Origin of the sequence: Halobacteriovorax sp. RT-2-4, assembly GCF_047085445.1 — a bacterium.
GTDB lineage: Bacteria > Bdellovibrionota > Bacteriovoracia > Bacteriovoracales > Bacteriovoracaceae > Halobacteriovorax_A.
The window spans coordinates 1,430,394-1,456,213 of record NZ_JBKIXY010000001.1; the positions used below are offsets into that span (position 1 = coordinate 1,430,394).

Annotated in this window: 23 protein-coding genes; 9 read left to right on the top strand and 14 right to left on the bottom strand. The window is 35.6% G+C overall.

The features are described 5' to 3' along the window. The first annotated feature begins 80 nt into the window (after positions 1–80). From ACMAYL_RS06775 to ACMAYL_RS06790, 4 genes are read left to right on the top strand one after another with little or no spacing between them, the layout of a single operon-like run. Positions 81–1,565: a TolC family protein gene (locus ACMAYL_RS06775; protein ID WP_412470906.1), complete on the top strand. Its 1,485-nt coding sequence runs from the start codon at positions 81–83 to the stop codon at positions 1,563–1,565. Beyond that, a complete protein-coding gene (locus ACMAYL_RS06780) occupies positions 1,562–4,756 on the top strand; it encodes an efflux RND transporter permease subunit (protein ID WP_412462976.1) in 3,195 nt (1,064 codons plus the stop codon). Before ACMAYL_RS06775 ends, ACMAYL_RS06780 begins: the two co-directional genes overlap by 4 nt. Beyond that, positions 4,756–5,364 (top strand): TetR/AcrR family transcriptional regulator, encoded by a 609-nt coding sequence (locus ACMAYL_RS06785; protein ID WP_103218975.1) that lies wholly within the window; start codon positions 4,756–4,758, stop codon positions 5,362–5,364. Before ACMAYL_RS06780 ends, ACMAYL_RS06785 begins: the two co-directional genes overlap by 1 nt. 32 nt (positions 5,365–5,396) lie before the next feature. Next, positions 5,397–6,245: a class II glutamine amidotransferase gene (locus tag ACMAYL_RS06790; RefSeq protein ID WP_392990823.1), complete on the top strand. Its 849-nt coding sequence runs from the start codon at positions 5,397–5,399 to the stop codon at positions 6,243–6,245. Here ACMAYL_RS06790 and ACMAYL_RS06795 read toward each other — a convergent pair. Together ACMAYL_RS06795 and ACMAYL_RS06800 are read right to left on the bottom strand one after the other, a co-directional pair. Then, positions 6,238–7,668 carry a hypothetical protein gene (locus tag ACMAYL_RS06795; protein ID WP_412469926.1) on the bottom strand — a complete coding sequence of 477 codons (1,431 nt, stop codon included), beginning with the start codon at positions 7,666–7,668 and terminating at the stop codon, positions 6,238–6,240. The two genes, ACMAYL_RS06790 and ACMAYL_RS06795, sit on opposite strands and share 8 nt — an antisense overlap. Further along, a complete protein-coding gene (locus ACMAYL_RS06800; RefSeq protein ID WP_412462978.1) occupies positions 7,665–8,561 on the bottom strand; it encodes a YihY/virulence factor BrkB family protein in 897 nt (298 codons plus the stop codon). Before ACMAYL_RS06800 ends, ACMAYL_RS06795 begins: the two co-directional genes overlap by 4 nt. 258 nt (positions 8,562–8,819) lie before the next feature. Here ACMAYL_RS06800 and ACMAYL_RS06805 point away from each other — a divergent pair, with 258 nt between their 5' ends. Next, positions 8,820–9,248, top strand: coding sequence for a hypothetical protein (locus tag ACMAYL_RS06805; RefSeq protein WP_103218971.1), 429 nt, complete (start codon positions 8,820–8,822; stop codon positions 9,246–9,248). A gap of 21 nt (positions 9,249–9,269) precedes the next feature. On the opposite strand, the gene ACMAYL_RS06810 is transcribed toward ACMAYL_RS06805, so the two are convergent. Next, entirely contained in the window at positions 9,270–9,914 is a 645-nt protein-coding gene (locus tag ACMAYL_RS06810) for a hypothetical protein (protein ID WP_146037909.1), read from the bottom strand. Positions 9,915–10,077: 163 nt separating this feature from the next. Between ACMAYL_RS06810 and ACMAYL_RS06815 the strand changes: the two genes are divergently transcribed. Next, a complete protein-coding gene (locus ACMAYL_RS06815) occupies positions 10,078–10,824 on the top strand; it encodes a hypothetical protein (protein WP_103218969.1) in 747 nt (248 codons plus the stop codon). Positions 10,825–10,853: 29 nt separating this feature from the next. Here the strand turns inward: ACMAYL_RS06815 and ACMAYL_RS06820 are convergent, their stop codons facing one another. From ACMAYL_RS06820 to ACMAYL_RS06835, 4 genes are all read right to left on the bottom strand, one after another. Beyond that, the gene (locus tag ACMAYL_RS06820) at positions 10,854–12,776 is read right to left on the bottom strand and encodes a serine/threonine protein kinase (RefSeq protein ID WP_103218968.1); all 1,923 of its coding nucleotides are present in this window, start codon (positions 12,774–12,776) and stop codon (positions 10,854–10,856) included. Between the two features lie 61 nt (positions 12,777–12,837). After that, positions 12,838–13,359, bottom strand: a complete 522-nt coding sequence (locus ACMAYL_RS06825; protein ID WP_103218967.1) for a hypothetical protein — start codon at positions 13,357–13,359, stop codon at positions 12,838–12,840. Then, a complete protein-coding gene (locus ACMAYL_RS06830; protein ID WP_103218966.1) occupies positions 13,349–14,077 on the bottom strand; it encodes an alpha/beta hydrolase in 729 nt (242 codons plus the stop codon). The genes ACMAYL_RS06825 and ACMAYL_RS06830 overlap by 11 nt, the downstream gene beginning before the upstream one ends. A 6-nt stretch (positions 14,078–14,083) precedes the next feature. Then, the gene (locus ACMAYL_RS06835; protein ID WP_158246935.1) at positions 14,084–14,875 is read right to left on the bottom strand and encodes a GYF domain-containing protein; all 792 of its coding nucleotides are present in this window, start codon (positions 14,873–14,875) and stop codon (positions 14,084–14,086) included. A 164-nt stretch (positions 14,876–15,039) separates the two neighbouring features. On the opposite strand from ACMAYL_RS06835, the gene ACMAYL_RS06840 reads away from it, so the two are divergent. Continuing rightward, positions 15,040–16,635, top strand: a complete 1,596-nt coding sequence (locus ACMAYL_RS06840) for a hypothetical protein (RefSeq protein WP_412470907.1) — start codon at positions 15,040–15,042, stop codon at positions 16,633–16,635. Here ACMAYL_RS06840 and ACMAYL_RS06845 read toward each other — a convergent pair. Both ACMAYL_RS06845 and ACMAYL_RS06850 read right to left on the bottom strand, forming a co-directional pair. Next, complete coding sequence (locus ACMAYL_RS06845) at positions 16,632–17,696, bottom strand: Crp/Fnr family transcriptional regulator (RefSeq protein WP_412470908.1); 1,065 nt, start codon at positions 17,694–17,696, stop codon at positions 16,632–16,634. The genes ACMAYL_RS06840 and ACMAYL_RS06845 overlap by 4 nt on opposite strands. A 43-nt stretch (positions 17,697–17,739) precedes the next feature. Beyond that, complete coding sequence (locus tag ACMAYL_RS06850) at positions 17,740–18,906, bottom strand: thiolase family protein (RefSeq protein WP_103218962.1); 1,167 nt, start codon at positions 18,904–18,906, stop codon at positions 17,740–17,742. 121 nt (positions 18,907–19,027) lie between these two features. Between ACMAYL_RS06850 and ACMAYL_RS06855 the strand changes: the two genes are divergently transcribed. Both ACMAYL_RS06855 and ACMAYL_RS06860 read left to right on the top strand, forming a co-directional pair. Next, positions 19,028–19,462 carry a hypothetical protein gene (locus ACMAYL_RS06855; protein ID WP_103218961.1) on the top strand — a complete coding sequence of 145 codons (435 nt, stop codon included), beginning with the start codon at positions 19,028–19,030 and terminating at the stop codon, positions 19,460–19,462. A gap of 94 nt (positions 19,463–19,556) precedes the next feature. Next, positions 19,557–19,898 (top strand): hypothetical protein, encoded by a 342-nt coding sequence (locus tag ACMAYL_RS06860; protein WP_103218960.1) that lies wholly within the window; start codon positions 19,557–19,559, stop codon positions 19,896–19,898. Positions 19,899–19,936: 38 nt separating this feature from the next. Here ACMAYL_RS06860 and aspA read toward each other — a convergent pair whose 3' ends face one another. The 5 genes from aspA to ACMAYL_RS06885 form a co-directional block, all read right to left on the bottom strand. Then, a complete protein-coding gene (gene aspA, locus ACMAYL_RS06865; protein ID WP_103218959.1) occupies positions 19,937–21,355 on the bottom strand; it encodes an aspartate ammonia-lyase in 1,419 nt (472 codons plus the stop codon). Between the two features lie 92 nt (positions 21,356–21,447). Next, positions 21,448–22,728 (bottom strand): flagellar hook protein FlgE, encoded by a 1,281-nt coding sequence (locus ACMAYL_RS06870; RefSeq protein WP_103218958.1) that lies wholly within the window; start codon positions 22,726–22,728, stop codon positions 21,448–21,450. A 143-nt stretch (positions 22,729–22,871) separates the two neighbouring features. Next, positions 22,872–23,336, bottom strand: a complete 465-nt coding sequence (locus tag ACMAYL_RS06875) for a TIGR02530 family flagellar biosynthesis protein (RefSeq protein ID WP_103218957.1) — start codon at positions 23,334–23,336, stop codon at positions 22,872–22,874. 10 nt (positions 23,337–23,346) lie between these two features. Beyond that, entirely contained in the window at positions 23,347–24,213 is an 867-nt protein-coding gene (locus ACMAYL_RS06880) for a flagellar hook assembly protein FlgD (protein WP_103218956.1), read from the bottom strand. Beyond that, on the bottom strand, positions 24,213–25,775 hold the full coding sequence (locus ACMAYL_RS06885; protein ID WP_412470909.1) for a hypothetical protein: 1,563 nt from the start codon (positions 25,773–25,775) through the stop codon (positions 24,213–24,215). Before ACMAYL_RS06885 ends, ACMAYL_RS06880 begins: the two co-directional genes overlap by 1 nt. Between the last annotated feature and the right edge of the window lie 45 nt (positions 25,776–25,820).

Sequence of the window (25,820 nt, forward strand, 5' to 3'; positions counted from 1 at the left end):
AGTTAAACCAAATTATAGTAAATTTCAAACAAGCGTTTGAATCAAACAATTGTTTGAATACATAAGGGAGTAATTTTATTATGAAAGAGTACTTACGCCACGGACTCAACTTCTCAGTCCTCATGGTACTGATTACTGGCACTTCATTTAGTTGGGCCAATTCCCTTCCTGTCCTGCTCAGTGAGGATAAGCTCATTACCTGGGCCGAGGAAGAAAACTTTAATCAATTAAGGATCTCATTAGAGGAACTTGCCAAGAAACAAGAAAGAGCAAAGTATGATGAAAACTTTGGTTTCAAATTAGATGCTCAAGCTAATTATCAAGAAACGAAAGAGAAATCTTTTGCACAGTTTATTCCGGTAACCTCTCCACTAGCAGATTTCCAAATGAAATTAAGTAAGAATTCTAAATACGGTCTTTCTTACGGAGTCTTGGTTAATGCAAATCAATACTCAAATAATTTCGTAAAAGATGGAACGACTTCTTCTGCAGGTGCATTCTTAGCTTTAGATATCTACAAGGATTTCCTAGGTTCAACTTCAAGAGCACAGGACGCAAGCCTTATGGTTCAAGAAGAGATTGCAAAGAGACAAAGAACAATTTCTTCACATGCATTTATTCAGGAAGTAAGAAAGCTATATTGGAAAATTGTAGCAAATAACGAATCAACTAAGATTGCTAAGGCACTTCTAAAAACAACAAAAGAGCTAGAAAAAGACACAAAGAAGAGATACCGCAGTAATATCGCTGACAAAGGTGATCTTTCACGTATTAGCTCTCAGGTTGAAGCTCGTAATGGGCAGCTATATCTACTTGAGTTTGAAAGAAATGAATTACTTAAAACACTTAAGTCTCTCTTTCCTGAAAAGCTAGGTGGTAAGACAGTACAATTAGAATCTTATGATCTTGATAGTACGGTTGAAGAAGTTATGGGTTGTACTCAAACTATTGCTCAACACTCGTCTTCCCTACCACTTGAGTATACTGAATATGATGAAGTTCTTGGACTACTTCAAAAAGATTTAGAACTTTCTCAAAAAGTTAATAATAACTACGACAAATCGGATCTAAAACTAACGACTCAATTTGAAGTTGTTGGAAAAGAGTATAGTTACTCAAATAGTTTTCAAGAAATGACTGACAATGGAGATAATCGTTTTTCAGTTGGTATTCAATGGACTATGCCGATTGGTGGAGAAAAGGATAAGACAAGAGAGATTCAAGACAAAATTATCAAACGTCAAAACCTTGCTCAAGCACAAGAAGTGAAAGGAAAGCTCGATGCGTTCCATGCACAAACACTTCGATCAGTACTAACACTACAAAATGTTATTAGAGCTCAAAAAAGAAATGAAGTTCACCTAAGAGAAACATTAAAAGACTCTAAGAGAAAGTTTAAACAGGCCCGTGTTACATCACAAGACCTCTTGATCGATGAGAACCAACTTTTAAACTCAAATCTTGATGAAGTTAGTACAAAGTATCAAGTAATAGAAACTATTATCAATTACTTCACAGTTTTCAACCAAACACCGTGTAAGTTAAATAGAAGAGTTAAGCTATGAATCAATTATCAAAATTCTTTATAGAGAATCATAAGTTTACGATCGTTGTTACGTTTTTCCTTTTAATCTATGGATTAATGGGATTAAACAAAATGACATCAGAATCATACCCAACAGTTTCCTTTGCTACAGCAGTCGTAACGACAATTTATGATGGTGCTTCAGCAAATGATATTGAAATTAAAATTACAAAACCGATTGAAGATGAAATTAGAACTGTTTCTGGAGTAAAAGACGTTAAGTCAACTTCTCAAGCAGGTTTATCTAAAATTATCATCCGCGTTGATATGGATAATGTTGACAGTGTTGATGATGTAATGAGTGATCTACAAAAGGCAGTCGATCGTGTATCTGATCTTCCACAAGATCTACAAGATGCACCGCTCTTCCAAGAAATTGCTTCGGATGAAATTCCAGTTTATCAAATTGCTCTTGTTGGACCAAACAACGTCAGAGAAAGAGATGAAGTAGCAGATATTCTTAAAGAAGATATTGAAGATATCAAGGCCGTAAAAGGCGTAACACTTGATGGCTTTGCAAAGAGAAAATTTGAAATCATTCTTGATCTTCAAAAACTTGAAAGACAACACATTGGTATCGACGAGGTTTTAAATAAACTACGTCTTAGAAATGTGAACGTTCCAGGTGGTACACTTAAAACTGACAATGACCAAAAACTTGTTCGTATTGAAGCAAAAGTTAGAAATGTTGAAGAGCTTAAAAATATTCTTATTCGTTCGAACTTTTCTGGGGCAAATATCTTTTTAGAAGATGTTGCTCAAGTAATCGATGGAAAAGAAGAAAAGAAAGTAATCACTTCATACAATGGTGAAGAAGCGACTCTTATCACAATCTCTAAAAAATCAGGTGAAGACACAATCGCGATGGTTGAAGAGATTAAAGCTCATATGGAGAAGTTTGAAAAACGCTATCCTGAGTACAAGTTCTATGTATACAACAACGAAGAATTAAAAGTTGTTAACAAACTTGAAGTACTAGCTTCCAACGCAGTTTCAGGTCTACTGCTTGTAATCTTCTTCTTATTTATTTTCCTTCCTGGACGTATTGGACTTCTAGCAAGTATGTCTCTACCACTTGCTGTATTCGGTACTCTTGGGTTTATGCCAGATTATGGACTGACACTAAATGCGATGACAGTTCTAGCGCTAGTTATTGCTCTAGGTATGCTTGTTGATAACAGTGTTGTTATCAGTGAAAACTTCACTCGTCTAATGAATGAAGAAGGATATAGTGCTAAAGAAGCAGCCCTTTCAAGTGTTAAGTCTCTTTGGCTTCCAATTACGGGAACAGCGATGACAACGATTGCGGCCTTCATCCCAATGCTAGTAACGAAAGGGATCATGGGACAATTTATTATGGCGATTCCAATCATCGTAACTGTTTCTCTGATTCTTTCATTAGTTGAATCATTCTTCTTACTTCCAATGAGACTTGCAAAGTACTCAGGTTCAGCAAAGAAGACTGGTACAGAAAAGAAAGCAGACTGGTTTACTAAGTTTCAAGCAAAGTTTGAATCGTTAATGACTATCGCGATTAGACACCGCTATATTTCAGCATTTTTCTTTACAACTATTATTATCGGCTCACTTGTTTTCATGGCCGTTGGTAATAAATTTATTCTCTTCCCAGCAGATCAAACAGAAATTTACCTTTCTCGCTTTGAAGCTAAAAGAGGAACTCCTGTTGAGAAGACAGAAGAATATATGCTTGAAGTAAGTCGTAAGATCAAAGAAAAGATCGGTGACCAAGCTAAGCATATCGTTGGTTTCTCGGGGAAAGCTGCTATTGGTTTCTCTGATCCAAAAGATAAAGAAGGTAATAACGTAGGTCTACTATTCATTTACGTAAATGATTATGCAAAATTTAATATTGCTGAAACGCAGATGCTTAAGAAACTTCGTGAAATTAAAGTTGAAGGACTTAAGTCATTAACATTTGAATCTCAAGTTAACGGTCCACCTGTTGGTGAAGATATTCAAGGTACATTCAGAGCAAATAGTTTTGATCAACTTGATGCAATCATTGGTGAGATTTCAGGAGAGCTAGGAAAGATCGATGGAATTCTTGATCTAAAAACTGATGATGTATACGGTGATGAAGAAGTTTACGTAGATATCGACTATGTACGTGCAGATCAGCTAGGTGTATCAGCTTCTCAAATTGGTACGGCCATTAGAGCAGCTATCGCAGGAAGTATTGCAAGTACTGTTACATTAGATAATAAGGATGTAGACCTTGAAGTACGCTTTAAGAAAGCACTTAGAGGTAAACCAAATGATATCCTTAACATTCAAGTTATGGATAATCGTGGAAACCTTATTCCACTAAAGTCATTTGCCAAAATTCGTAAAGAGAATGGTACTCCAAATGTTAAGCGTTATGACTTCAAAAGGTCTAAAACACTAATTGGCTCTGTTGATAATATTAATGCGACATCTGCAATGGCAAATATCAAGCTAAAGCAGATCTTTGATAAGGTTTCAGCTAAATATCCAGGTGTTTCACTACGCTTTGGTGGTGCCGCAGAAAGTACGAAAGAATCACTGGAGTCACTCGCTCAAGCAGGTGTCCTTGCAATTATTGCTATTTTTGCAATTCTTGTATTCCTGTTTAAGAGTTTTCTTCGTCCAATGATTATTATGATGACAATCCCTCTTGGATTTATTGGTTTCTCAATTGCCTTTGCGACGCCAATCCTTAGTGGTTACCCTGATCGTTCACGTCCAATCAGCTTCCTTGCCTTAATTGGTATTATTGGTCTAGCTGGGATTATCGTAAACTCAGGTATTGTTCTAATCAGCTTCATTGATGAGTTAAGAGCAGAAGGAAAACTTAGTTTAAATGAAATTCTTGTTAAAGCTTCTGGCTTACGTTTAAGAGCTGTACTTGTTACTTCTCTTACGACTGTATCGGGACTATTACCGACAGCTTACGGAATTGGTGGTTCAGATGCCATGCTTGTTCCAATGACGATGTCGATGGCATGGGGGCTAACTTCGGGAACAATTATGACTCTTATCTTCATTCCATGTGCTTACGCAATTATTGAAGACTTTGTTGAGTTTACGGATAGAATTTCGAATAAGATTTTCAAGAAAGGAAACACAGCTCAATCAAATAATGAAGAAGCTCCTACTGAGATCGTAGAGACGAAAGAGGTAGAAGTATAATGAGCAAGACAACTAGAGATTTAATTTTAGCAACTGCGAGTCGGCTTTTTGCCGACCGCGGTTATGATAATACTTCAATTCGTGACATTGCAAAGGAAGCAGATGCGAATGTTTCTGCAATAAATTACCACTTTAAATCAAAAGCTGGACTTTATGCAGAAGTATTAAATGAAAACGTTTTACGTATGCGTGATAAGCTAGACGAGATCAAAGGACAGATTTCTTCAACTGAAGACCTGGCCATTGAAATCTACAAATACTTCATGGATGAAAGTAATACTTTCTTTAATTCCATGAAACTCTTTCTTATGAATACACTTCCACTGGATGAAGCAATTATGCCTCCAACATGCCTAGAGGAACCAATGGGGCCTCCTGGGACACATGTTTTAATGGAACTGATTCAGAAAGAAATTAATTATTCTGGTGATGAAGAAAAGCTCATCTGGGCCGCTAGAAATATCATGCATAATATCATCATTATTTCTCTTGTTGCCCAGTCTTCTTTTATCAAACTCATGAAAGAAAAGGTCTGCAATTTCTCTGAAGAGGAAAAAATTGAGTCTATTAAAAGAAATGTTCGTTCAACTTTAAATTTTATTAGATAAATCCGATCAGACACATAGAAGGAATTTTTTCTATGTGTCGATTATTTGGATTTAGATCAGTTATATTAAGTCAAGTTCACCAAAGCCTTGTTCAGGCTGACAATGCCCTTGAGGTACAAAGTCGAGAACACCCACATGGTTGGGGCGTTGCCTACTATGTAAGAAACTCACCACATATTATCAAATCTACTTGTGCTGCACTCGAAGATAAGATCTTCAAAAAGGTTTCTGGTGTAGTTTCATCACAAACCGTACTTGGACATATTCGAAAGGCCACCATTGGAGAGACTAATATTCTTAACACTCACCCATTTCAATATGGGCATTGGACCTTCGCACACAATGGAAATATTAAAAATTTTGATGAGTGTCGTGACAAGATTCTTTCACATATCCCAGAGTATTTTCAAAAATTTATTTTAGGGACAACTGACAGTGAGGTTCTCTTCTACTTTCTCCTTTCAAAGATCTCAAAAGAGATCAACTTAAGTGAAGAAGAAATTGATATCGAATTTGTCACAAATATTATCAACAGTGCAATTGATGAGCTTATTGAAATTATTGGCGAATTGAACTTTGATCCAAAAGCTCCACCAACAGATAACTTCATTTCATTTATCTTAACAAATGGAAACCTTATGCTTGCCTTTAATGGTGGTAAAAAGCTTTACTATTCTACATATAAGAATAAATGTCTCGATCGAGATACCTGTAGTAGTTTTTCCCCAGAATGTGAGGCACCAACTAAGACAGGTTTTGTAAACCATCTAATCTTTTCAAGTGAGCCACTATCTGGTGACAATATTTGGATTGATCTTAAGCCTATGGAAATTATGGGTGTAGATTTTAAAATGAGATTATTTAACAAAAGCCTTAGATAGCTCGATAGAATTTCCCCGAGTTTAAGTACTCATGGTAATCATCCATTTTGTATACCTTCATTCTACTGATCGAGTAATCATAAATAACAGATTGGAGCATCTGAGGGTTTAATCGCGATGTAGCAAATGCTTCCCAAAGGGCCTTGTACTCATTCCCATCAATAGCTTCATCAGCAAATAAGATATGACAAATTGCGAGATACTTAAGCTTTGAATCTTCTTTCTTAATACCTTTGAAAACCCTTTCAATGTACTTCTTATTTAAAAAGCCATTGATTTTTTCAAGGTCATAACGATCATTTAAAACAAGATTAATTATCAGAAGAATCTCTTCTTCTACGACCTTACCTGATAAGATTTCATCGATACCCTCAACAATCCCTTTCTTTCTTCCAGATTTAATAAAATCAGAAAAAGTTGTCAGTCTATTCTCATCTAATCTTAAGAAGTGTTTCGCAAAAGTTAGAAATAGCATATTGGCCATATCGTAAAGCGGTTTCTCTTCGTGCCATATTTTACGTATAAATTTACGATTTTTCTTAAAGACAGTTGGTACTTGAATAAGGACACTAAAGAGCCAAAATACCTGTTCTATATTATTAACGACGAAGTTCGCATCGTAGTTATCAAAAAACCACTCTTCTTCTTTTTCAGTTAATTCGTGATCTGCGAGAAGGACAATCAAAGAAATAAATGGGGAGACAACTTTCCAGCTATCGTCGTGAAACTCACCGAGATGCATCTTCTTAATAACTGATTTAACAGCTGCAATTTCCCTTTTATTTACTTCGCCATCAGACTTTACAGCGGCAATGACTTCATTACGCATTTTTAGAATTTCATCTTTAGAATATGCATTTACTGCCAAAACATTCTTAATATCAAATGAATGGATTGGAACCTTTGGCATGTGTCCACTAATATGACGTAAAATATTTCGAAGGCTTTCAAATTCAGCTTGATCCAAAACACCATCATTAGAATATGAGATCATTAATGAGAACAATAAGGCATTTGAGTAATCTCTAAGTCCTGCTCTATTAAAGTAATGGGTACGATAAAATCCATCTCTGATATATTCAAGATCTTCTTCTTTAATCTCTAGATGTTCATAAGCTTCACGTAATACATTTGGCGCTTTCTTATTTCTAATCTTCGTACTAAATACGTCAAAAAGGCGAAAGAAAATCTGCTTCTTTTCCTCATAAGTAAACTTAGCATTGATATATTTGAATGAGCTTTTCCATCGATTGTAAAAGGATTGATCTTCATCAATTTCATTAATAATTTTTTCAACTTGATTATAGGAGCTAAAAGACCATGAATAGAAATAAGCAAAGAAATTCTTTCGAAGTACCTTATCAATATGTAAATCCTCACATATTTCATGGCACATCAATAGAATGACATCTTCTTTAATCAACGCTTACCTCTTTTCTTGCCATCGAAAATCTTAATCTTAGGCACATAAGTATAACAGGCCCCTAAATAGAAGGAACATATAATATAATAAACCCAAATCATTGCTACGAGTAGGTTATAAAAACTTCCGTAGTCACTAACTAAATCATCTTTAAAATACTTAAGATAAACCCAATAGGTCGATTTGCCGATGAAGAAGCACATAACAAATACGCATGCACCACAGAGCGCATCTTTATAGCTAACCTTGATTTGTGCTGAGACCTTATATACAAGAGCAAAGGTTGTAATTGTAAATGGTAACAAGAGTAATTCAATAAGATAATAAAGTTCATTTGAGTGTTTTGTTACATTTGATAACAAACCAACAATCACATTCTTTTCCATCAAAAATGAAACGATTAGAAAAAAGAGAGCTAAGACAACACCAAAAATAGCAGATCTTAGATCATCTTGAATCATTCCCCCGTCAATATCCACTTTTGAAAGAGTATTAATTCCAAAAATAAATGAAGTACTAATACCTAAACAAGCAAAGAACCAAAGACCAAGCTGATGCCAGTCCACAAATGAGCCCTTTACCTGCTCTTCTACTAGATGCTTAATAGCATTTAAGACAGAAGTATCAATTTGTGGAAAATTTGAAAAGATCATTGAAATGATATGTTCTTTTGCCGTATCACTATCACCTAGATAAGCACCAATAATTGAGATAAGAATCATGATCGCCGGGCCAAAACTTAAGATCGTAAAGAAAGTTGTTGCACCGGCCAGTACTTCTCCTTTTCTCTTTTTAAATAAAAAAATTGAGGCAATTAAGCGAAGTACGAATGTCTTACAAAATTCAAGAAAGTCTTTTTCAATTTTGTCAGGATCGAGCCTAACGGCGTTCATATATTTTTTCATTTGCTATTCAGGTACGAATACCTGACTCCCTTTCTCTTCTTTTCATCGATTCCTATATATATTCATCGGTTATAAATCCCTGAATTTTAGTTTGTTCATTCTTTTTTTTTCCGCAATTTTAAGTACCTACAAAAGTTAGCCGATAAGTATGATTAGCTGATGGTCAAAGATTACCATCTCAAACTGCTTTTAAAATGGTGGTAAAATACTAAGGTGGCCCTGGTCACTTCTAGGATGGAGAAAATAATGAGTAAGTTAATTATCGCAATTTCATTAATGTATTTATCGTCACAATTTTCTTTTGCAAGAAAACCAGCGGTAGAAGATACATATACTTCTTCAATCGAAGAATATAAAGAAGTTGAACCTTCAAAAGCAAAAGGATATGACTTCTCTCCAACGAGAAAACCCTCTACAGCAAAAACAGAAAGAGTACATAGCCCAGAACTTTTAAAAGTAGAAAGTTATACAGAAAGTAATGCCTCAGAAAGCTTACTTTACCTTTTCTTTATTCTACTTCCAATTGCAGTTAGTGCTTATACATTCTTCAGAGCGAACAAAGATTCTTACGCTAATAACCTAAAGCGTGAAGAGACTACTGATCATTCAAATGTAACTCACCTCTCAGATAAGAGAAGTACAAAAGAGAAAGACGAAGTTAAGAAAGCTTCGTAAAAATCCTAAAAAAGAACCAATTTATTTTTTATATGTTTGAGACCACTTACTCCCATTAACATGGGAGTAAGCCTTATAGACTGAACCACTAGAGATAACGACATCTAGTTGTCCATCATTATTAACATCCATAAAGTTAACTAAATGCGCCCTCTTATAAAGGCCATAATTATCTTTGTTCTCTTGCCAAATTTGTCCGAAGTTATGAATTTTAATATTATCTAATTTTCCATTCTCAACTACGATACCCCATAAATTGGAAGAACCATATGTATTGATATAGTTAGTATTACCATTAAATTGGTAGAAGAGTGTTGCTGTTTTATTTTCTGAAATCTTTCTTCTTTTAATTCGATAGATGTGAGAATTAAATCCTGAAATTGGAAATCGATAACTAAAAATTAATCTTTTTTGAACATCATAAATCTGTAAAGTCGGGATACCATCAACAATTGAGGTTCCAATATACTCTCTTACAATGTCGCCATTTATATCAATTTGGTAAAGTGCGGAATCTTTCTTGTAATGAGTTTTAGCTCTCTTCTTCTCTTCCTTTTTGCTACCTTGTGTATAAAAATCATCGAGAAGCCAGGCATCCTGAGCAATACTATTTGTTGAAAATAATAAGATCGGACATAGGCCAATCATCAATTTTAATGACAACATATGTTAATTATATCATCGAGTTCAAATTCCAACATCCCCATGCTCTTTTATTCCCCTATTTCGTCAAAAACAGCGACAAACAATATCCTCGAGGGCCTAGAAGATTGACGTATGCTCGACTAATTCGATAATATTTTGCAATAGGACACACAGAGGGGACATAATGCAACGCCAGATTGGTTTTATTAAAAATCAGAATCAAATTATTATCAGAGATTTAAATAGCAACACAAAAAGCAAGATTGCTGACGTGTCAGAAGTATCTGAAGAGAAATTTGACTGCATCTTTTATTCTCCTGAATTATTAGAAGAAGAGGTTGTCCATAACTTTCTAAAGAAAGAATCAAAGTACACTCCACTACATGAAGGAAATAATTTTTTTGAAAGCTCTGAACAATTTGAAGCAGAATCAAACGATAAACTAAAACAAGTATTTGATAAGATTTCAAGTAACTGGATTTTGCAAAATAATATTGTTCTACTAGAAGAGCTATTCGAAGTAGTGGATCACCTAAAAGCTCTATGGCCAAATGATAGAACTGCCTTTTTCGAAGAACTGTGGCATATTTTCAAAATCAACTTAGGTGCTAATAATCTAAAGCTTATCTATAATGATATCGAAGACGTTTCAAAAAATAGCGATAAAAAGGCACTCGTTCACATAACGATTGATGGGGACAAAAAACCAAACCCAGTTAAGGGAAAAGAATTTGAAGCAAAGTTAATGAAACACTTTGAAGAAGAATTCGTAAATGCTTTTCAAATTGTAGAATACAGTGAAGAAAAGGGTGAATTAACTATTTGTGGAAATATTCTAAAGAGTCCATTTATTATTATGGCCAATATTGGTCAAATAACAAAGCTTCAAGAGTCAGTTCTTGCAACACTAATTAAAGCATTATCAAGATAAAAAAAGGCCCGCTAAGCGGGCTTTTTTTTTTATAATAATTTACAAAGATCGACGACCTTAGAATTTTGAATTTCGAAACTTACCTTATGTGGTACAGAGCTCTTTGCATCCTTAATAATGACTTCATATTCCTTTGGAACACTATCACCTTGTGGACTTATTCCAGTTGCAAATGGAATCCCTGGAACAAAGCGGATAGGTAATCTCTCTTCTCTTTGCTCTCCAAAAAGTTCAAAACTGATCGTTCCCTTTAAACAAGCAGAACTTGTTTGTAGATATCCAAAGTATGCTTTTGGCATCGATTCAACTTGAATATTACGAGACTCTCCATCCTGAATTGAAATATCTTGGACAATGAAGTGCTCACGCCCTGTCTTCTCTACACGAACAGTTAATAGTTCATTTGCATTTACTTTTATACGATTTAAAACATCAACACTTTGTTCAGATCCATTGATATAAAGTTTATCTTTATTTCGACTGAAGTTCTTAAGCGTTATCGTTCCACGCTGGTTACTTGTAGGCTCACGCTTTGTTTTAGCCTTTGGCTCTACTGTCGTTGCAACCTCAGTTGGAGTTGTTGATGAATTTTTCAAGAAAGGAATATGATCCTTGGCAAAGTAAACTCCAGCAGCAATTGCTGCCACAGAGGCAACATGAATGAAGTAGTTCTTTTTCTTTGCTTCAACTTTCTTCTTTTTCTTAATTCGTTTGATCTTAGTACTAGCACTAGTCTTATTAGAGCGAATATCAATCTTATTAATTTTTGTTTTTGATGACTTTGAGGCCATATCAAGTTTAGGTAATGAACCTTCTACTTGAATATCTGTTTGTTCATCAATATCAAGTTCAAAAAGTGCCTCTTTTTCTTTTCTCTTCTTAGCTACAGATGGTTGAGTTGCATCAACACTATCATCACTACTGTAAGGCTTACCTTCTGTTTCATTTTTATAATCTTTAATATATGGGCCAAGCTCAATCTGACCAAATTCATACATTCTTTCACGGTCAACTTTAATCTCATCTTTGAATAACTCTTTAGCAAAGTATGAAAGATCTGAAGAGTTGAAGTCTGGATAAGTTGAGTATAAGAACTTATTTAAAGCTCGAGCAAACTCTTCAAGAGATTGGTAACGCTTGTTACGATCTTTATGAAGGGCCTTTAAAATAATCTTATCAAGTTCTTTTGGAACCATTGGGTTAATTGATGAAGGTACAGGAATTTTACATTCTTGAATCTTCTTTAATACCGCTAGATCATTTGAAGCTTTGAAAAGCTTTCTAGAACATAGCATTTCCCATAATGTAATTGCTGTAGCAAATAGATCGTAACGTGGATCAAGATCTAAACCATCTAAGTATTCAGGAGCAAGGTATGATAACTTACCTTTAATAGTTCCCGCCTGAGTCGCTTCAGAGTTAGTTTCAGACTTTGCAATACCAAAGTCGATTACCTTTACTGAGCCATCAAAAGTTAACATGATATTATGAGGTGAAATATCACGGTGAATAATATTTGCAGGTTTCCCTGTTAGTTTATCAGTGAATGTGTGAGCGTAGTGAAGGCCTTGGGCTGCTTGAATCGTAATAAAAGCTGAGATTTCAACAGGAAAGACATAGTTATGTTCTTTAAGTTTATCGATATATTGCTTTAAGTTTCTACCATCACAATATTCCATCGCAACAAAAAGCTGACCATTATGAAAACCATAGTCATAGGTCTGAACGATATTTGGATGTAATAATCCAAATGTCGTCTTAATTTCATCCATGAACATAGTTTGAAATGCTTCGTCAGATGAAAATTGTGGCTGAACCATTTTGATTGCTACAATTTTATCGGCTTGCTCCCCCAGAAAGCGAGCTCGACAAATTTTGGCCATACCACCATCAACTAGGTGATCTAGAATAAGGTATCGACCAAATCTATCAAATTTCTTTTCTTCACTCATTACTAAAGCTCCTCGAATTTTTATCGGAACTTCAGAGTGCAAACTTTAGATAAGTTTTTGACTAAAAATGCAGAGTTTTCACTCTATAATTTGGAAAATGAATCTTTAAGTCACCGATATCAGATGTAGCACAAAGTGTTTTACTCTTGTATAACGACAAAAAGAATTTATTGAAGTCTGGATGGTTTGCAATGGCAAGATCAAAGTCATTAGTTACGACAGGCTGAAGCTCTTTCGATAAAACTTGATTATAAAACATTGCATGAGAAATTCGGTCAGAGTCTAAACTAAATGTGATAGCAACATAGACATCCTTACACTCTTTAAGGCGTCTTGACTCACCTTCAGAAAACCATTGCCAAAACGGAGAGCTTGGCTCGATTTTAGTTAAGAAAACATCATACATTAAATTAAGCTCTGAATACCAAGAGAGGCGTTGAAACTTCAAAGGATCATTCCAAGGCTTACCACCAGCAGTACCACCCTTGATAATAGATTCTCCGCCTTTGACAAAGTTCTTTGTCATATTTCCGCAAGAAGTTAATAAAACCAGGGCAAAAAGAGCTAAAATTTTAGTTTTCATGTATCCAATTATAAGTTTCTTTGAAAATAATGTCTTGTTTTTTTATGGTCTTTACAGAATTAAACTCAGGGATTTCAACCTCTTCTCTAAATTCACTCATAATTGTCTCAAAGATAATACTGTCTTTATTACTACTAAAGATTAAGTTTCGACATTGCATGAAATAGACGTTCAATTGAACTTTTTTCAAGATTTGGTTAAGAACAACTAGAGTCTTCTTTGTTACAAAGTTATTGGCCGTTAAGTCATTGCTTTGCTTTGATAGCTTAATATGAGAGCGTGACAAGAAATTTGGTTGCCATGGTATTTTAGATATTAATTCATTTTTTAAGTTCTTATTATATTCAGTTCTAATTTTAGGATTTAAGAATATATTACCTTTTACATTATCAAATAGCGTGGAATAAAAAAGAGAGATTAATGCACCTTGATTAACGGCCAGAGTATAAATCTCCTCACCTTGCGCAAGTTTACTATGTTGATATAGTTCATTTAAAAAATTCTTAACGTGATTAATACTTTCAAAGTGTCCACGTGTGCCAGAACTTAGGCCATGGCCAATATAATCAAAACAAACAACATTCACCCCTTCTTCCACAAGCAAGGGAATTAAACTATCGTAAGTATAGTGGCCTCCGCCAATATCATGAAAAAGAATGAGGGTTTTTGCTTCCTCATTACCTGAATGATACTCACGAATATAAATCGAAGTATCCATCTTCAATTAACCGATATAGCTTTTAATCGAGCTTTCAGCTTCGTCTGAGAGATTAACAAATCGGAGAGCAAAACCTTGGTTCTCATTAAGATGTCTTACTACTAGGCCCGAGGCAATAAAGTGGTAATCAGTATTTTCAGGGTGAACATTTAATGTGACCTCATCACCTACATTAAATGGAAAATTCGAAACAAGAACTTGCATTCCACCAATTGAGATGTCGCGGCAAACTCCTTCAAATACTTGTTGAGAATCATGAAAGAACATACGAGCAACAAATGGTTTTCTTTGATTTAATCTTCTTTCATCATCTGTAATTAATGGAGGAACAGTCCCCATTACCTTCTTAGCAATTGGTGTTTCTGCTAAGAAAACCCATTCGTTTTCACCAGGTATATAAGCAAGAGTTTTTTCATTAATACGATTTTGCTGATAAGCCTTTTGTAAATCAATTACACTAAACGGCCCATACTCAACTTCTTCCATTCCTCGATCAAGACCAATTTTAATCGTAATTATTTTTTCATCATCTTTGATATCATCCCATGAATAAAGAACGACGTGCTGATCATCAATGACAGGAGGCATATCGAGCTCTGGAGGAAGTTCATCCATTACACGCTTATTTAATAAATGTCCTAGCTCAGTCGCTTCTGAAATAAGTTTCCAATTATCAAATCCTTTAGTCCAAACATAGCTATCAGGCGTCAGCTTTCCTTTTCCAAATAGGACTTCAACCTCTTCTAATTCAACAGGTCCTACTCTTTCACCTTTTTCAACGTAATACCATTGTGCCATTTTCTTCTCCATTTGATTTGCACTTCCTATTTTAACCTGTTGATATCATTAACAAAATTAATGAAAAATATTGCCCCTAAGAAGCATCAAATGTGAATAATACTTTAGTAAAAAAGGCTGAATTATATTTAAGTTTTAATTTTTCTTAACCGAAGAGTTAATTGATGAAAAAGATCTTACTTGTTTTGACATTATTATTCATGGCCTCTTGTGCGAAAGAAGAATTTGCAACACGCAAGAATTCTAACTCATTTGGGACAGACCCTACTCAGACAGTAAACAGTGAAATGTGTTCTAAGTTTACTTATATTAGGCCACCTGTTGACCTACTCTTTGTTTGGGATAACTCAACAAGTACCAGCTTTATTAGTAGCCAGACTAAAACAGCACTAAATAATGTTGTAAACAATATTGCGGATCGATTTGATTACCAGGTTCTTATGGCGCCTCTTATTGGTTCAGGTAATAATGGCACATACTTTTTTTCTCGCTCAGGAATTAATCCTTCAGGAGTTACAACAATATCTCGCTATGCCGCTTCAAATGTTATTTCAAACTTTAGTCCCCAATCAGGAACAAAAGAAGGCGGTCTTTCTCGTATTAACGAACTTGTAAAATTAAATCAATTAAATGGTGCCCTTAGAAAAGGTGCTCATACAATTATTGTTATCATGTCTAACGAGGATGATAACTCATGGAATACAACGGGTGTAAACTTACCAAATTACCACTCACTATCTGTAAAGTATCGTAAGGCCATGGCCCATGACCTTCTATGTATGCGTGGTAATTATAATGGAGCACTTTACTCTCAATCACTATATACAAGTGATGATAAACAAATGCTTGGAACAACACGTAGTACAGCTGCAACGTTTAACTCAACTTGTAGTAATGTTGGTAGCTACGAACTTAATTCATCGATGATGAGACTAATTTCTTTAGCTCCATCAATTGACCCTAGCCCTTACAATTGCCCACAAGTATCTAAAGGGAAAAGAAACTACAACTACCATGGTGCTAGTGACCTAGTTTACAGTCAACCATATGACAACTTAAGTGGAAGTAATCCATACCCATTTATTCGTGCTAACTTTGATGGTTCTAATGACAGGATAGATGTGTGTACACAAAATAACTTCAATAATATATTTGATCATGTGAATGAATCTATTAAAGATGCAATCTTAAACCACAAATACAACTACTGGAAAGTAGCAGAGCCAGGTGCTCTTATCGATACTAGTTCTCTAATTATCACAAAGTATGTAAGAGGAAGCTCTCAAGCTGGAACACCAATTCTTGAAGGAATGAGCAACGGCTATACTTATATTGGTGAGAGAGGAAACTTTGCAACTAGATACTCTCCTTCAGTTGGAGAAGAACACTCTGGCCACATTATTCGCTTAAATGGAAATGCAATTGTGGAATATCCAGAATGTTTAGTTGTAAGCTATCAAACACCACAAAACTTTTATGGTTACGTAAAACTTAATAGTAAGCCTGTTGAAAGTTCGATTACTCTTAAGATTAATGGGCAGACTATTAATAAGAGTTCGACAAATGGATGGCAATTAATGAAATCAGGATCTAATCCTGCTTATTATTCAAACTTCAATATTAAGGTGACAAGTCCAACAGATGACACTCCAGCGACACCTGTTATGAACGAAACTGGTTACTTCTTAAAACTTTATGGAAATGCTGTTTATAGTGATGGTGCCAATGTTGAAGTAAACTTCTATCCAACTGGAAACTAATAACTATTACCGGCCTTTTCTTCATTTAAACGTTGCCAAGCAACTTGAAAGATTAGGCCCGGTAAAATTTTAATCAATTTATCCATATCAACAACATTAGTCATATTACCTTTGTCATCCACGAAAATATCTTCCACAATTCCCGCTAATATTGCAGGACGAATATCTTCAGCGTTAACAATCGCTTCACCTTCTCTAAGCTCAGCAATAACTGCAGATAAATCGGCAGAAGACTTTCCTTTAGTAATACCTTTTGCAAGAAGTTGATTCTTCATACGAGAAAGAATTAGATTGCACTTCTTCGTTGTTTTTATTTTCTTATCATCTGTTTTTATTTTTTCAGCATTAACAAAAGCTACAATACTTCGAAGGCTTTCGAGATTAGGTATTTTTACAAGTTTTGGTTGTCCGTCCTTATCGTCTTCCATAACAATCAAACCTTCTCTTTTTAAAAGTTCAATCATCTCTTCAAACTTAATTTCAGAAACACCAAAGATATCGAATAGGTAATAACGAATTGAGCTAATATGAATACGGTGTGCACCGTCCTCACCTTTTTGCGCGTGCACCTTAGAAGAAAGATAAATCCCTGCAAGAATTCTTAAAACATCAGTTGTGTGAAAGAATACATACTCACCAACTTTACCATCTTTACCAAAACCAACAGAGTTGGTCTCAAGTGCTTTTACACGATCATTCGTCTTTCTCAAACGTTCAGCAAGAGTATTAACGATTGTTTTAAACCATGGATTAAGACCCTGCATTGTTTTATCGAATGCAGAAAATGTAACGCGAACAACATCTGTAGGAACAATGGCAGCAGCAGAACAACTTCTTCTTGATCCCTTATCATCAAAATAGGCCATCTCACCAATAACTTCACCAGCACGAAGGATTGCAATTTCAACAAAGCCCTGTCCTTTTGGAATATAGAGTCTTATCTGTCCTTTTTGAATAATATAAAGAGAATCCGCTGGATCGTTTTGGTTGAAAAGAACTTCACCTGCTTTGAATCGAACGATACCAGATTTGTGTTGTTTTTGTGTTTGAGCTTGGGCCATCCATAGTCCTACTAAAAAGCAGGACTACGAAAGTCCTGCAAATTTATTTAATTTTTTCTAATATCAATGATAACGCCTCACCGCCACCGATGCAAATAGAGGCCAAACCGTACTTTGCATTTTGGTTTTTCATAGCAGTCATAAGTGTTACCACAATACGAGTACCAGAAGTTCCAATTGGGTGACCAAGTGATACACCAGAACCATAGATATTAAGTTTTGCGTGATCAATTCCCATTTCTGCCATCGCTGCCATTGGAACAGCTGCGAAAGCTTCATTGATTTCAAAAACATCAATATCTGAAAGTTTTAGTCCAGTTTTCTCAAGGTTCTTCTTCATTGCTTCAATTGGAGCAGTTGTAAACCAAGTTGGCGCTTGAGCGTGAGATGCCCAACCAACGATTTTAAATTCTGCTTGGTCTTTATATTCTTCACCTGCAAGAACAACAGCAGCAGCACCATCATTAATAGTTGATGCGTTAGCAGCAGTAATTGTTCCATCTTTTTTGAAAGCTGGTCTTAGACCAGGAATCTTATCAAACTTAGCCTTGAATGGTCCTTCGTCTTCAGAAACAACTACGTCACCTTTACGACCTTTGATTGTTACTGGAGCGATTTCATCTTTAAAAATCCCAGCTTCGATTGCAGCTTGAGCTCTTTTAAAAGACTCAATTGAATAAGCATCTTGTGCTTCTCTTGTTAGGTTATATTTTTCAGTACACTCTTCTGCACAATTTCCCATTGCTTGGTCAGAATAAACATCCCAAAGTCCATCCCATTGCATAGCATCTTTAACTTCTGCTGCACCAAATTTTGCAACACCAGTTCTAGAGTTCATAAGCAAGTGAGGAGCTTGTGACATATTTTCCATACCACCAGCAACAACAACTTGATTGTCACCTGTCATAATTGACTGAGCACCAGAGATAATTGTCTTCATCCCCGATCCACAAACTTTGTTAATTGTTGTACATGGAGTTGCTTCGCTTAGACCTGCAAAGATTGCGGCCTGACGAGCTGGAGCTTGTCCAACACCTGCCTGAACAACGTTCCCCATAAATACTTCATCAACCTTATCTTTTGCGATTCCCGCTTTTTCAACTGCAGCTTCAATTGCCGTTGCACCTAAGCGAGTTGCTCCAACTTCTGCAAGTGAGCTTAAGAAACTTCCACTTGGTGTTCTAGCACCAGAAAGAATATAAACACTCATTATTTACTCCTTTTTATTTAGTCTTATTTAAAGTCCAGATATATTGACACACAAACAGTGGCTTGTTAATTATCTTCTACTTCTATATAGATTTTCGTAGCGTTAAAAAAGGATATTGCGAATGCTTTCAAGAACAAACGGGCCATTTTTAATTGATCTTCCAAATGAGTGGGCAGATTCTGTACTTGAACTTCTTCAAGATACGTATCGCAACGAGTTATTTGATGCTAATAAAGTTTTTGAAGTCTATGGAAGATTGCACAAAGGTGAAGTTCTAGTAATTGCTTCTCTTGTGGACACATCAAACCAAGCAGCTGCTGCTACAACATACTTTGCCTCAATGGATCTAGAAGAAAACGGTGACCACACTAAGCTTCTAGAAGGATTAGTGGATTCAATCGGTGCCTTCTTTGATCAATTCTTTGCAGACGAAAACTGGGATGATTACCAGGATATGTGGAAAGAAGAAACTTTCAAAGGTACGCAACTATACTGCAAAGTGACAAGAGAGAATGTTGGCCTAACAATCCAGGCCGATAGACTACTAAACCAGTAACACGTCGCACCTATAGCTTTACCCTCGTTAACTTGCCAGAGCCTCTAATCTCTAATAGCATTTTTATATAAATATTCATTAGAGAGGGATTTTTATGAAAAAGCTATTATGTTTAGCGCTGCTACTTTTTTTAACTCAAAAGATTTGGGCACAAGAAGAAAGACACCGCACAGTGGAAGGCCAAATTAATTGGGGACCTTTTGTTAATTGTGAAATTTATAATAATTCACATAGGTTTATGACTGTTCTTGATTATCAATACACGATTACATACACGAATGGATTTCAAAGAACTTTTAACTACCGTTGCCAACATGGTTGCAACGTTAGAAGCTTTGATTTCACAAGGTTCTCAGGGCCAACAAATCATCCAAATATCATGGCCGCAACTTGCCGAGCTCATGTATTTAAAGAAAGAAGAAATCGTCGTAATTAATATAGCGAAAAAGAAAGCCTCCGAAATGGAGGCTTTTTTTATTTGAATAATTTTGCTCTGTACTTAGGCTTAATTAAATTTTCAACTGAAAGAATCTCATCTAATTCTTCTTCTGAAAGTAACTTCTTCTCAAGAACTAATTCTCGAATTGATTTCCCCGTCTTTACGGCCTCTTTTCCAATAACGTCACCCATGTGGTGGCCAATAAATGGATTTAAATATGTAATGATTCCAACTGAGTTTAAAACCATATTTGTCGTATGCTCTTCATTAGCTGTAATACCTTCAACGCACTTCTCTTTTAATGTCGTAGCAGCATGACTAAGAAGATCAACTGATTCAAATAGAGATTGAGCAATAACTGGCTCCATTACATTAAGTTGCAGTTGTCCTGCTTCAGCGGCCATTGTAATAGTCATATCATTTCCAATAACTTTGAAACAAACCTGATTTACAACTTCTGGAATAACTGGGTTTACCTTTGCTGGCATAATAGATGATCCAGCCTGGAGCTCAGGAAGATTGATTTCATTAAACCCACAACGTGGACCTGAAGAAAGAAGTCTTAGATCATTACAAATCTTTGAAAGTTTAACCGCTGTTCTTTTTAAAGACCCAGAGATCATGACATAAGCACCACAATCTGATGTTGCCTCAATTAAGTTTTCCGATTTTACAAAACTTTCTTCTGTAAATTTTGAAAGAAAACCGATGGCAAGATCAGAATAACGATCGTGAGCATTTAGTCCTGTTCCAATTGCTGTCGCACCTAAGTTAACTTCTAAAACAAGGTCACGACAACGAGAAAGAGAGCGCACTTCTTCACGAAGATTAACTGCCCATGAGTGAAACTCATCTCCTAATGACATAGGAACAGCATCCTGTAATTGTGTTCTCCCCATTTTTAAAACTTTTTCAAACTCAACTCCCTTCTTTTCAAAACTATCTGATAGCTCTTGAATTCGCTCAATTACTTTAGTCATATAAAAGAAAACTGCGACACGAAAACCAGTTGGATAAGCATCGTTTGTTGATTGAGATTTATTTACGTGATCGTTTGGATTTAAGACACTATAATCGCCACGTTTATGTCCATTCATTTCAAGAGCAACGTTAGCAATAACCTCGTTAGTATTCATATTTACCGAAGTACCAGCTCCGCCTTGAAAGACATCAGATGGAAAGTATTTTAAGTAATCATCAAGGTTTGCTAGGATTTCATCACAAGCGCTAATAATCATATCGCACTTATCATCTTCCATTGTACCAATTTCTTTATTAGCAGCTGCTGCTGCCTTTTTAGTAAGAACCATCCCCTTAACAAAATTAGGGTAGTCTCCAATTTTTGCATTTGATATTTGAAAATTATTTAGGGCCCTTTGCGTATGGATTCCATAAAGCATTTCATTATCTATTTCTAATTGTCCGAGTAAATCTTCTTCAATTCTTGTCTTCATAAAATTCTCCAATAATAGAAGTATTTAAGCACAAGAACATAAAAAAGGCCCTCAAAAGAGGGCCTTAAAAGCATAGGAGTATGAGTTATTTATTAACCCTTGATTCTGAAGACCTCTTGCATCATTTTATCTGCTGTAGAGATCGTCTTAGCATTAGCTTGGAAGTTTCTTTGAGACGTCATTAGGTTAACGAACTCATTTGCAATATCAACGTTTGAAAGTTCGATCGACTTTGAAAGAACTTGTCCACGTCCTGCTTCACCTGGTTTCCCCATTGCTGGTTGACCAGAGTTTTTAGATTCTTTAAAAAGGTTTTTCCCCATTTTGAAAAGACCTTCGTTATTATCAAATTTTGCAATAGCGATTTGAGCGATATCTCTTGTTTCACCATTGTCATAAACTGCAGTAAGGATACCATCATCGTTGAACGATAGAGATCCAAGAGTAGCAGCTGATGCACCATCTTGAGTGTGTCTAGCAACTGCAGACCCTGAACCATACTGAGTTGAAGCATCAGTACCATCTCCACCTTCAGAGATTGATTCACCCCATGAGAATTCAATTTTTTGACCTTGTTGTGCACCTTTATTGAAGTTGAAAGCATTTGAAGACTCTACTTCTTCTTGAAGCTGACCTTTGTCGTTGAAGATAAGTTGACCTTGTGCCATTTCAACCATAGTTCCTGCTTCACCACCTTGAGCATCAGCACCGTCAACCATTGCACGGTAAGTCCAGTTATTATCAGCAGTCTTATTATAATAAACAGTAATTAATCTAGCTGTACCTACGTTATCGTATACAGTCATTGAAGAAGAAAAGTTTGAAGTTTCTTCTGGATTATTTGGATCAAATTGCTTAACAGAAGCTCTTGAGTCTAAGTTCATAGAAAGCTTAACTTTTTCAGTTGCTTGAGCTGGAATCGTTGTGTTTCCTAACTTAATCTCACCTTCTTTATTTGTAAGTGTTCCATCTTCATTTGATTTGAAACCAATTACTTTATATCCATCACCGTTAACAAGCTCACCGTCTTTGTTAAAGTGCATTGAACCATCTCTAGAGTATCCATTTCCGAATGGAGCTTTTACCTTGAAGAATCCATCACCTTGAATAGCAAGGTCAGTGATCGACTCAGTTCTTGCAACATCACCTTGAGTCATGATTGGCTTAATGTGAGCTAGCTTTGTACCAGCACCGAACTGATCTCCACCTTCGATCCCTTTTAGAGAGACTGCAAGTACATCTTGAAATTCAGCTCTAGAAGCTTTAAAACCATGTGTCCCAGCGTTTGAGATGTTGTCTGAAACAACGTTCATTCCCGCTCCAGATGCGCTTAAACCAGATACACCAATGTTAAATGACCTTAAAATACTCATTCGTCCCTCCTAGACTAAAACTAAATCTAAACTGCTCTGTTAGATCCAGATCTAAAAACGACTAAATGGAATAAAGATTTTAAAAGATGTGTTTACAACGACAGGCAAACACGAAGCTTCCGTTAGGACCAGCTAATTAAATCTTAAACCAATACAGTCGAATCAATTTTTGTAAATACGTTACTCTCTATACTTCCCTTATCAATGGCCGTTACCACCTTCTTGGCCGGTACATCCACGATATAGGCTGCTTTATCTGTAATTACTAAAGAATCCTTTCCACCCTTACTTTGAAGTTTTTGAAAAGCATCCTTAAGTTTAAAAAACTCGTTACTATCAATATCAATATTTCGCTCTTGCAATCTCTTCGCTGCATGAGTCGAAAGTTGAATTCCGTGTTCTCTTTGAGTTTGCGCTAACTGATCTAACTGATGCGCTTTATTGATCTTCTCATTTGAGATCTGCTCATTTAAAAGATTTTTAAATTCTGATTGAGCAGCTTCGTTTCCACCAACATTACCAAGACGATTACGAAGATCAACTTTCTTCGAACCAGGAATCTGGCTTACATTTGGAATATGAAAATTTGAAATATCTTTAGTTCCCATTTATTTCCAATTATTGGTTAGCGGAATTGTTAATATTATTATAGTTTTGTGCCGCCCTCTTTTGCAATGCGGCAATATTTTTATCGTTCACTTCTGAACCTGTATTAGAAGCTAGTTTGAAGCTATCAACATCACGTAAGAAAACTTTTTTTCCATTTTCTAATGTGAAAATTGTCTCTCCATTTTCAAAATCAACACCATTAACAACACCAGTCGATTTTGTTTCACCCTTAAATTTATTCATGTCCTTATCAAAGGCCCAAACTTCAAGTGTGTAATCACCTTTTGCAGCTCTTGTATTATCAAGTTGACGGCCATTCCAAGCAAGAGTGTGTTGTCCTCTTCCAAGATTTTCTGCTTCAACCTTTCCAATTAACTGGCGATTTTTATCATAGATATTAACCATAACATTCTTAGCTTCTTTATCTAAGAAAAATGGAACATCTTTTTTATACGATTGGCCATCATAACTAACTGAGGCACCTTTCGTTAAAATTTCTTTTCCTAAGAAACTAGCACCGAAAAACTTGAGCTCTTGAGGGTCATTCTTACCCATTTTATCGAGCTTAGCATTCATATTTGTCATCTGCTCTAATTGAGAGAATTGTGCAAGGTCAGCAGATAGCTGTTTTTGATCCATCGGCTTCATTGGATCTTGATTTGTAAGCTGGTGAGAAAGAAGCTTTAAGAAACCATCTTGGCCCATTTTATTGTGCTCTTTTTCATCAACAAACTTTTGATCAACAATATCATTACCAGCAATACGGTTTAGTTGCTCACCAACCGATTCACCTCGACTATTGCCCTTCGTTTGACGTGGGCCCATACCGATTTGTGAAAATGAATTTCTCTGTTGTGGTTTTCCAATTTCTGGCATTATGCACCTATGCGTTCGCTATACTCTTGCCATCTTCTTTGACGGCCTTCTCTTGCATCTTGAAAACTATCAAATGCAAAAGAATCTTCACTATCTAATTGTCTCGCATATTCAGACTCATTTCCACTCATTTTTGAAGAGGAGATTTTGTCCGCTTGCCTTTCACTATTACGCTTTTCATTCTTAAAGCTTTCAGATTGTGAAGCAGTATCGCTCATTTGACCAGACGTGGCCGTATGGATCTTAAAGTCAGCTACTCTGATTCCTTTCATATCAAGATTTTTAAGTAGCTTAACTTCGTTTTCCTTAAAGAATTCTTTCGCTTCAATTGTTGAAGCTTCAATATTTAATGCAATCATACCATTAGCGTCTTTATTGGCCGTTACATTAAAATGTCCAAGTTCATTATGCTTTACAAGAACTTGTAGAGACTTACTATTTTCAATTCGATTCATTTCGATATAGTTAGTCACTTCTTTAATCATTTGATCAGCATTCGTTACGTTTGAAAGATCAAGAACTTCTGGTGCTTTCGCAAGATTGATTTCAGCTTTAAAATCATTTGCTGTATTCGAATTTCCAAGTGCACCAATTAAATTATTTTGAACCTGTTGTGGTGCTCTTCTATCACCTTTTGCTGTAATATCTGATGAAAAGTCTTCAACCTTAACTTCATTTTTCATACGAATAATTGAGTTATTCTTCTGTGATGCTTCTTTTGTAAACTTATTCATATGTAAGCTATTTGAAGCTTTCATTTCATTTGCAGGTTGATTATTTAATACTTGGCGATTAGCAATAAAATCTGCACTACTCGTCAACTGATTACTTTGTAAACTAGGTGCTTTCTTACCTTTAAGTAGGTTTGTTGGTGCCATTCTTAAAAGATTCGTGTTTTCACGAGGAGCTTCAACTTCTCTATCTGGTGAAACTTGCGCTGTTTCAATAATTGCTTGTGTGTGCTTACCTAGTAGAGCATTAGTCTTAACACCATTTGAAGCTAGTTTTGGTGCTTGCTTGTTTTCAGTTGAATTTTCTAATTTTGAGTTAACAAGTGTTGTTTTTGCTTTTTGTAATTCAATAATATTCTTTGTTCCAAGAATATTATCAATATCACTGTGCTTACCAACTGGTCTATTCTCTGCTGTACTTGCTGAGCTTAAAGTTGAAATTAAAGATGTCGGTGTTGAGTGTTTGGCCATGGCCTTTGCAATCTTTGGACTATTTGAATCTTTAATTAGCGAGCTAGTATTTGCTTTTCCCTCTTTAAGAAGCTCTCTTACTTCTTGATGAGTGATTTTTTCGTTAACTGGATTTTTAAGATTATGCTTTTGCGATTTTGACACTAATCCCTTGGCCACATTCGTAGTCAGAAGTGATTCTTGTCCTTTGGACTCCCCACCATGAAGAAGTTTACTAAACTCTTCTTTTTGTCCTTTAGAAAGCTTCTTATTGGCATGACTAGAAAGCAGGTTATCGAGAGAAACAGTTTTCGCACTAGTCTGCGACTGCTCCTTCATCCCCTTTGCTTTTAAGTTATGTCCAAGTAAGTTTTTAAGCATTATTCTTTGTCCCTTTTTAACGCCTTGCAATATCTTTACATAAAT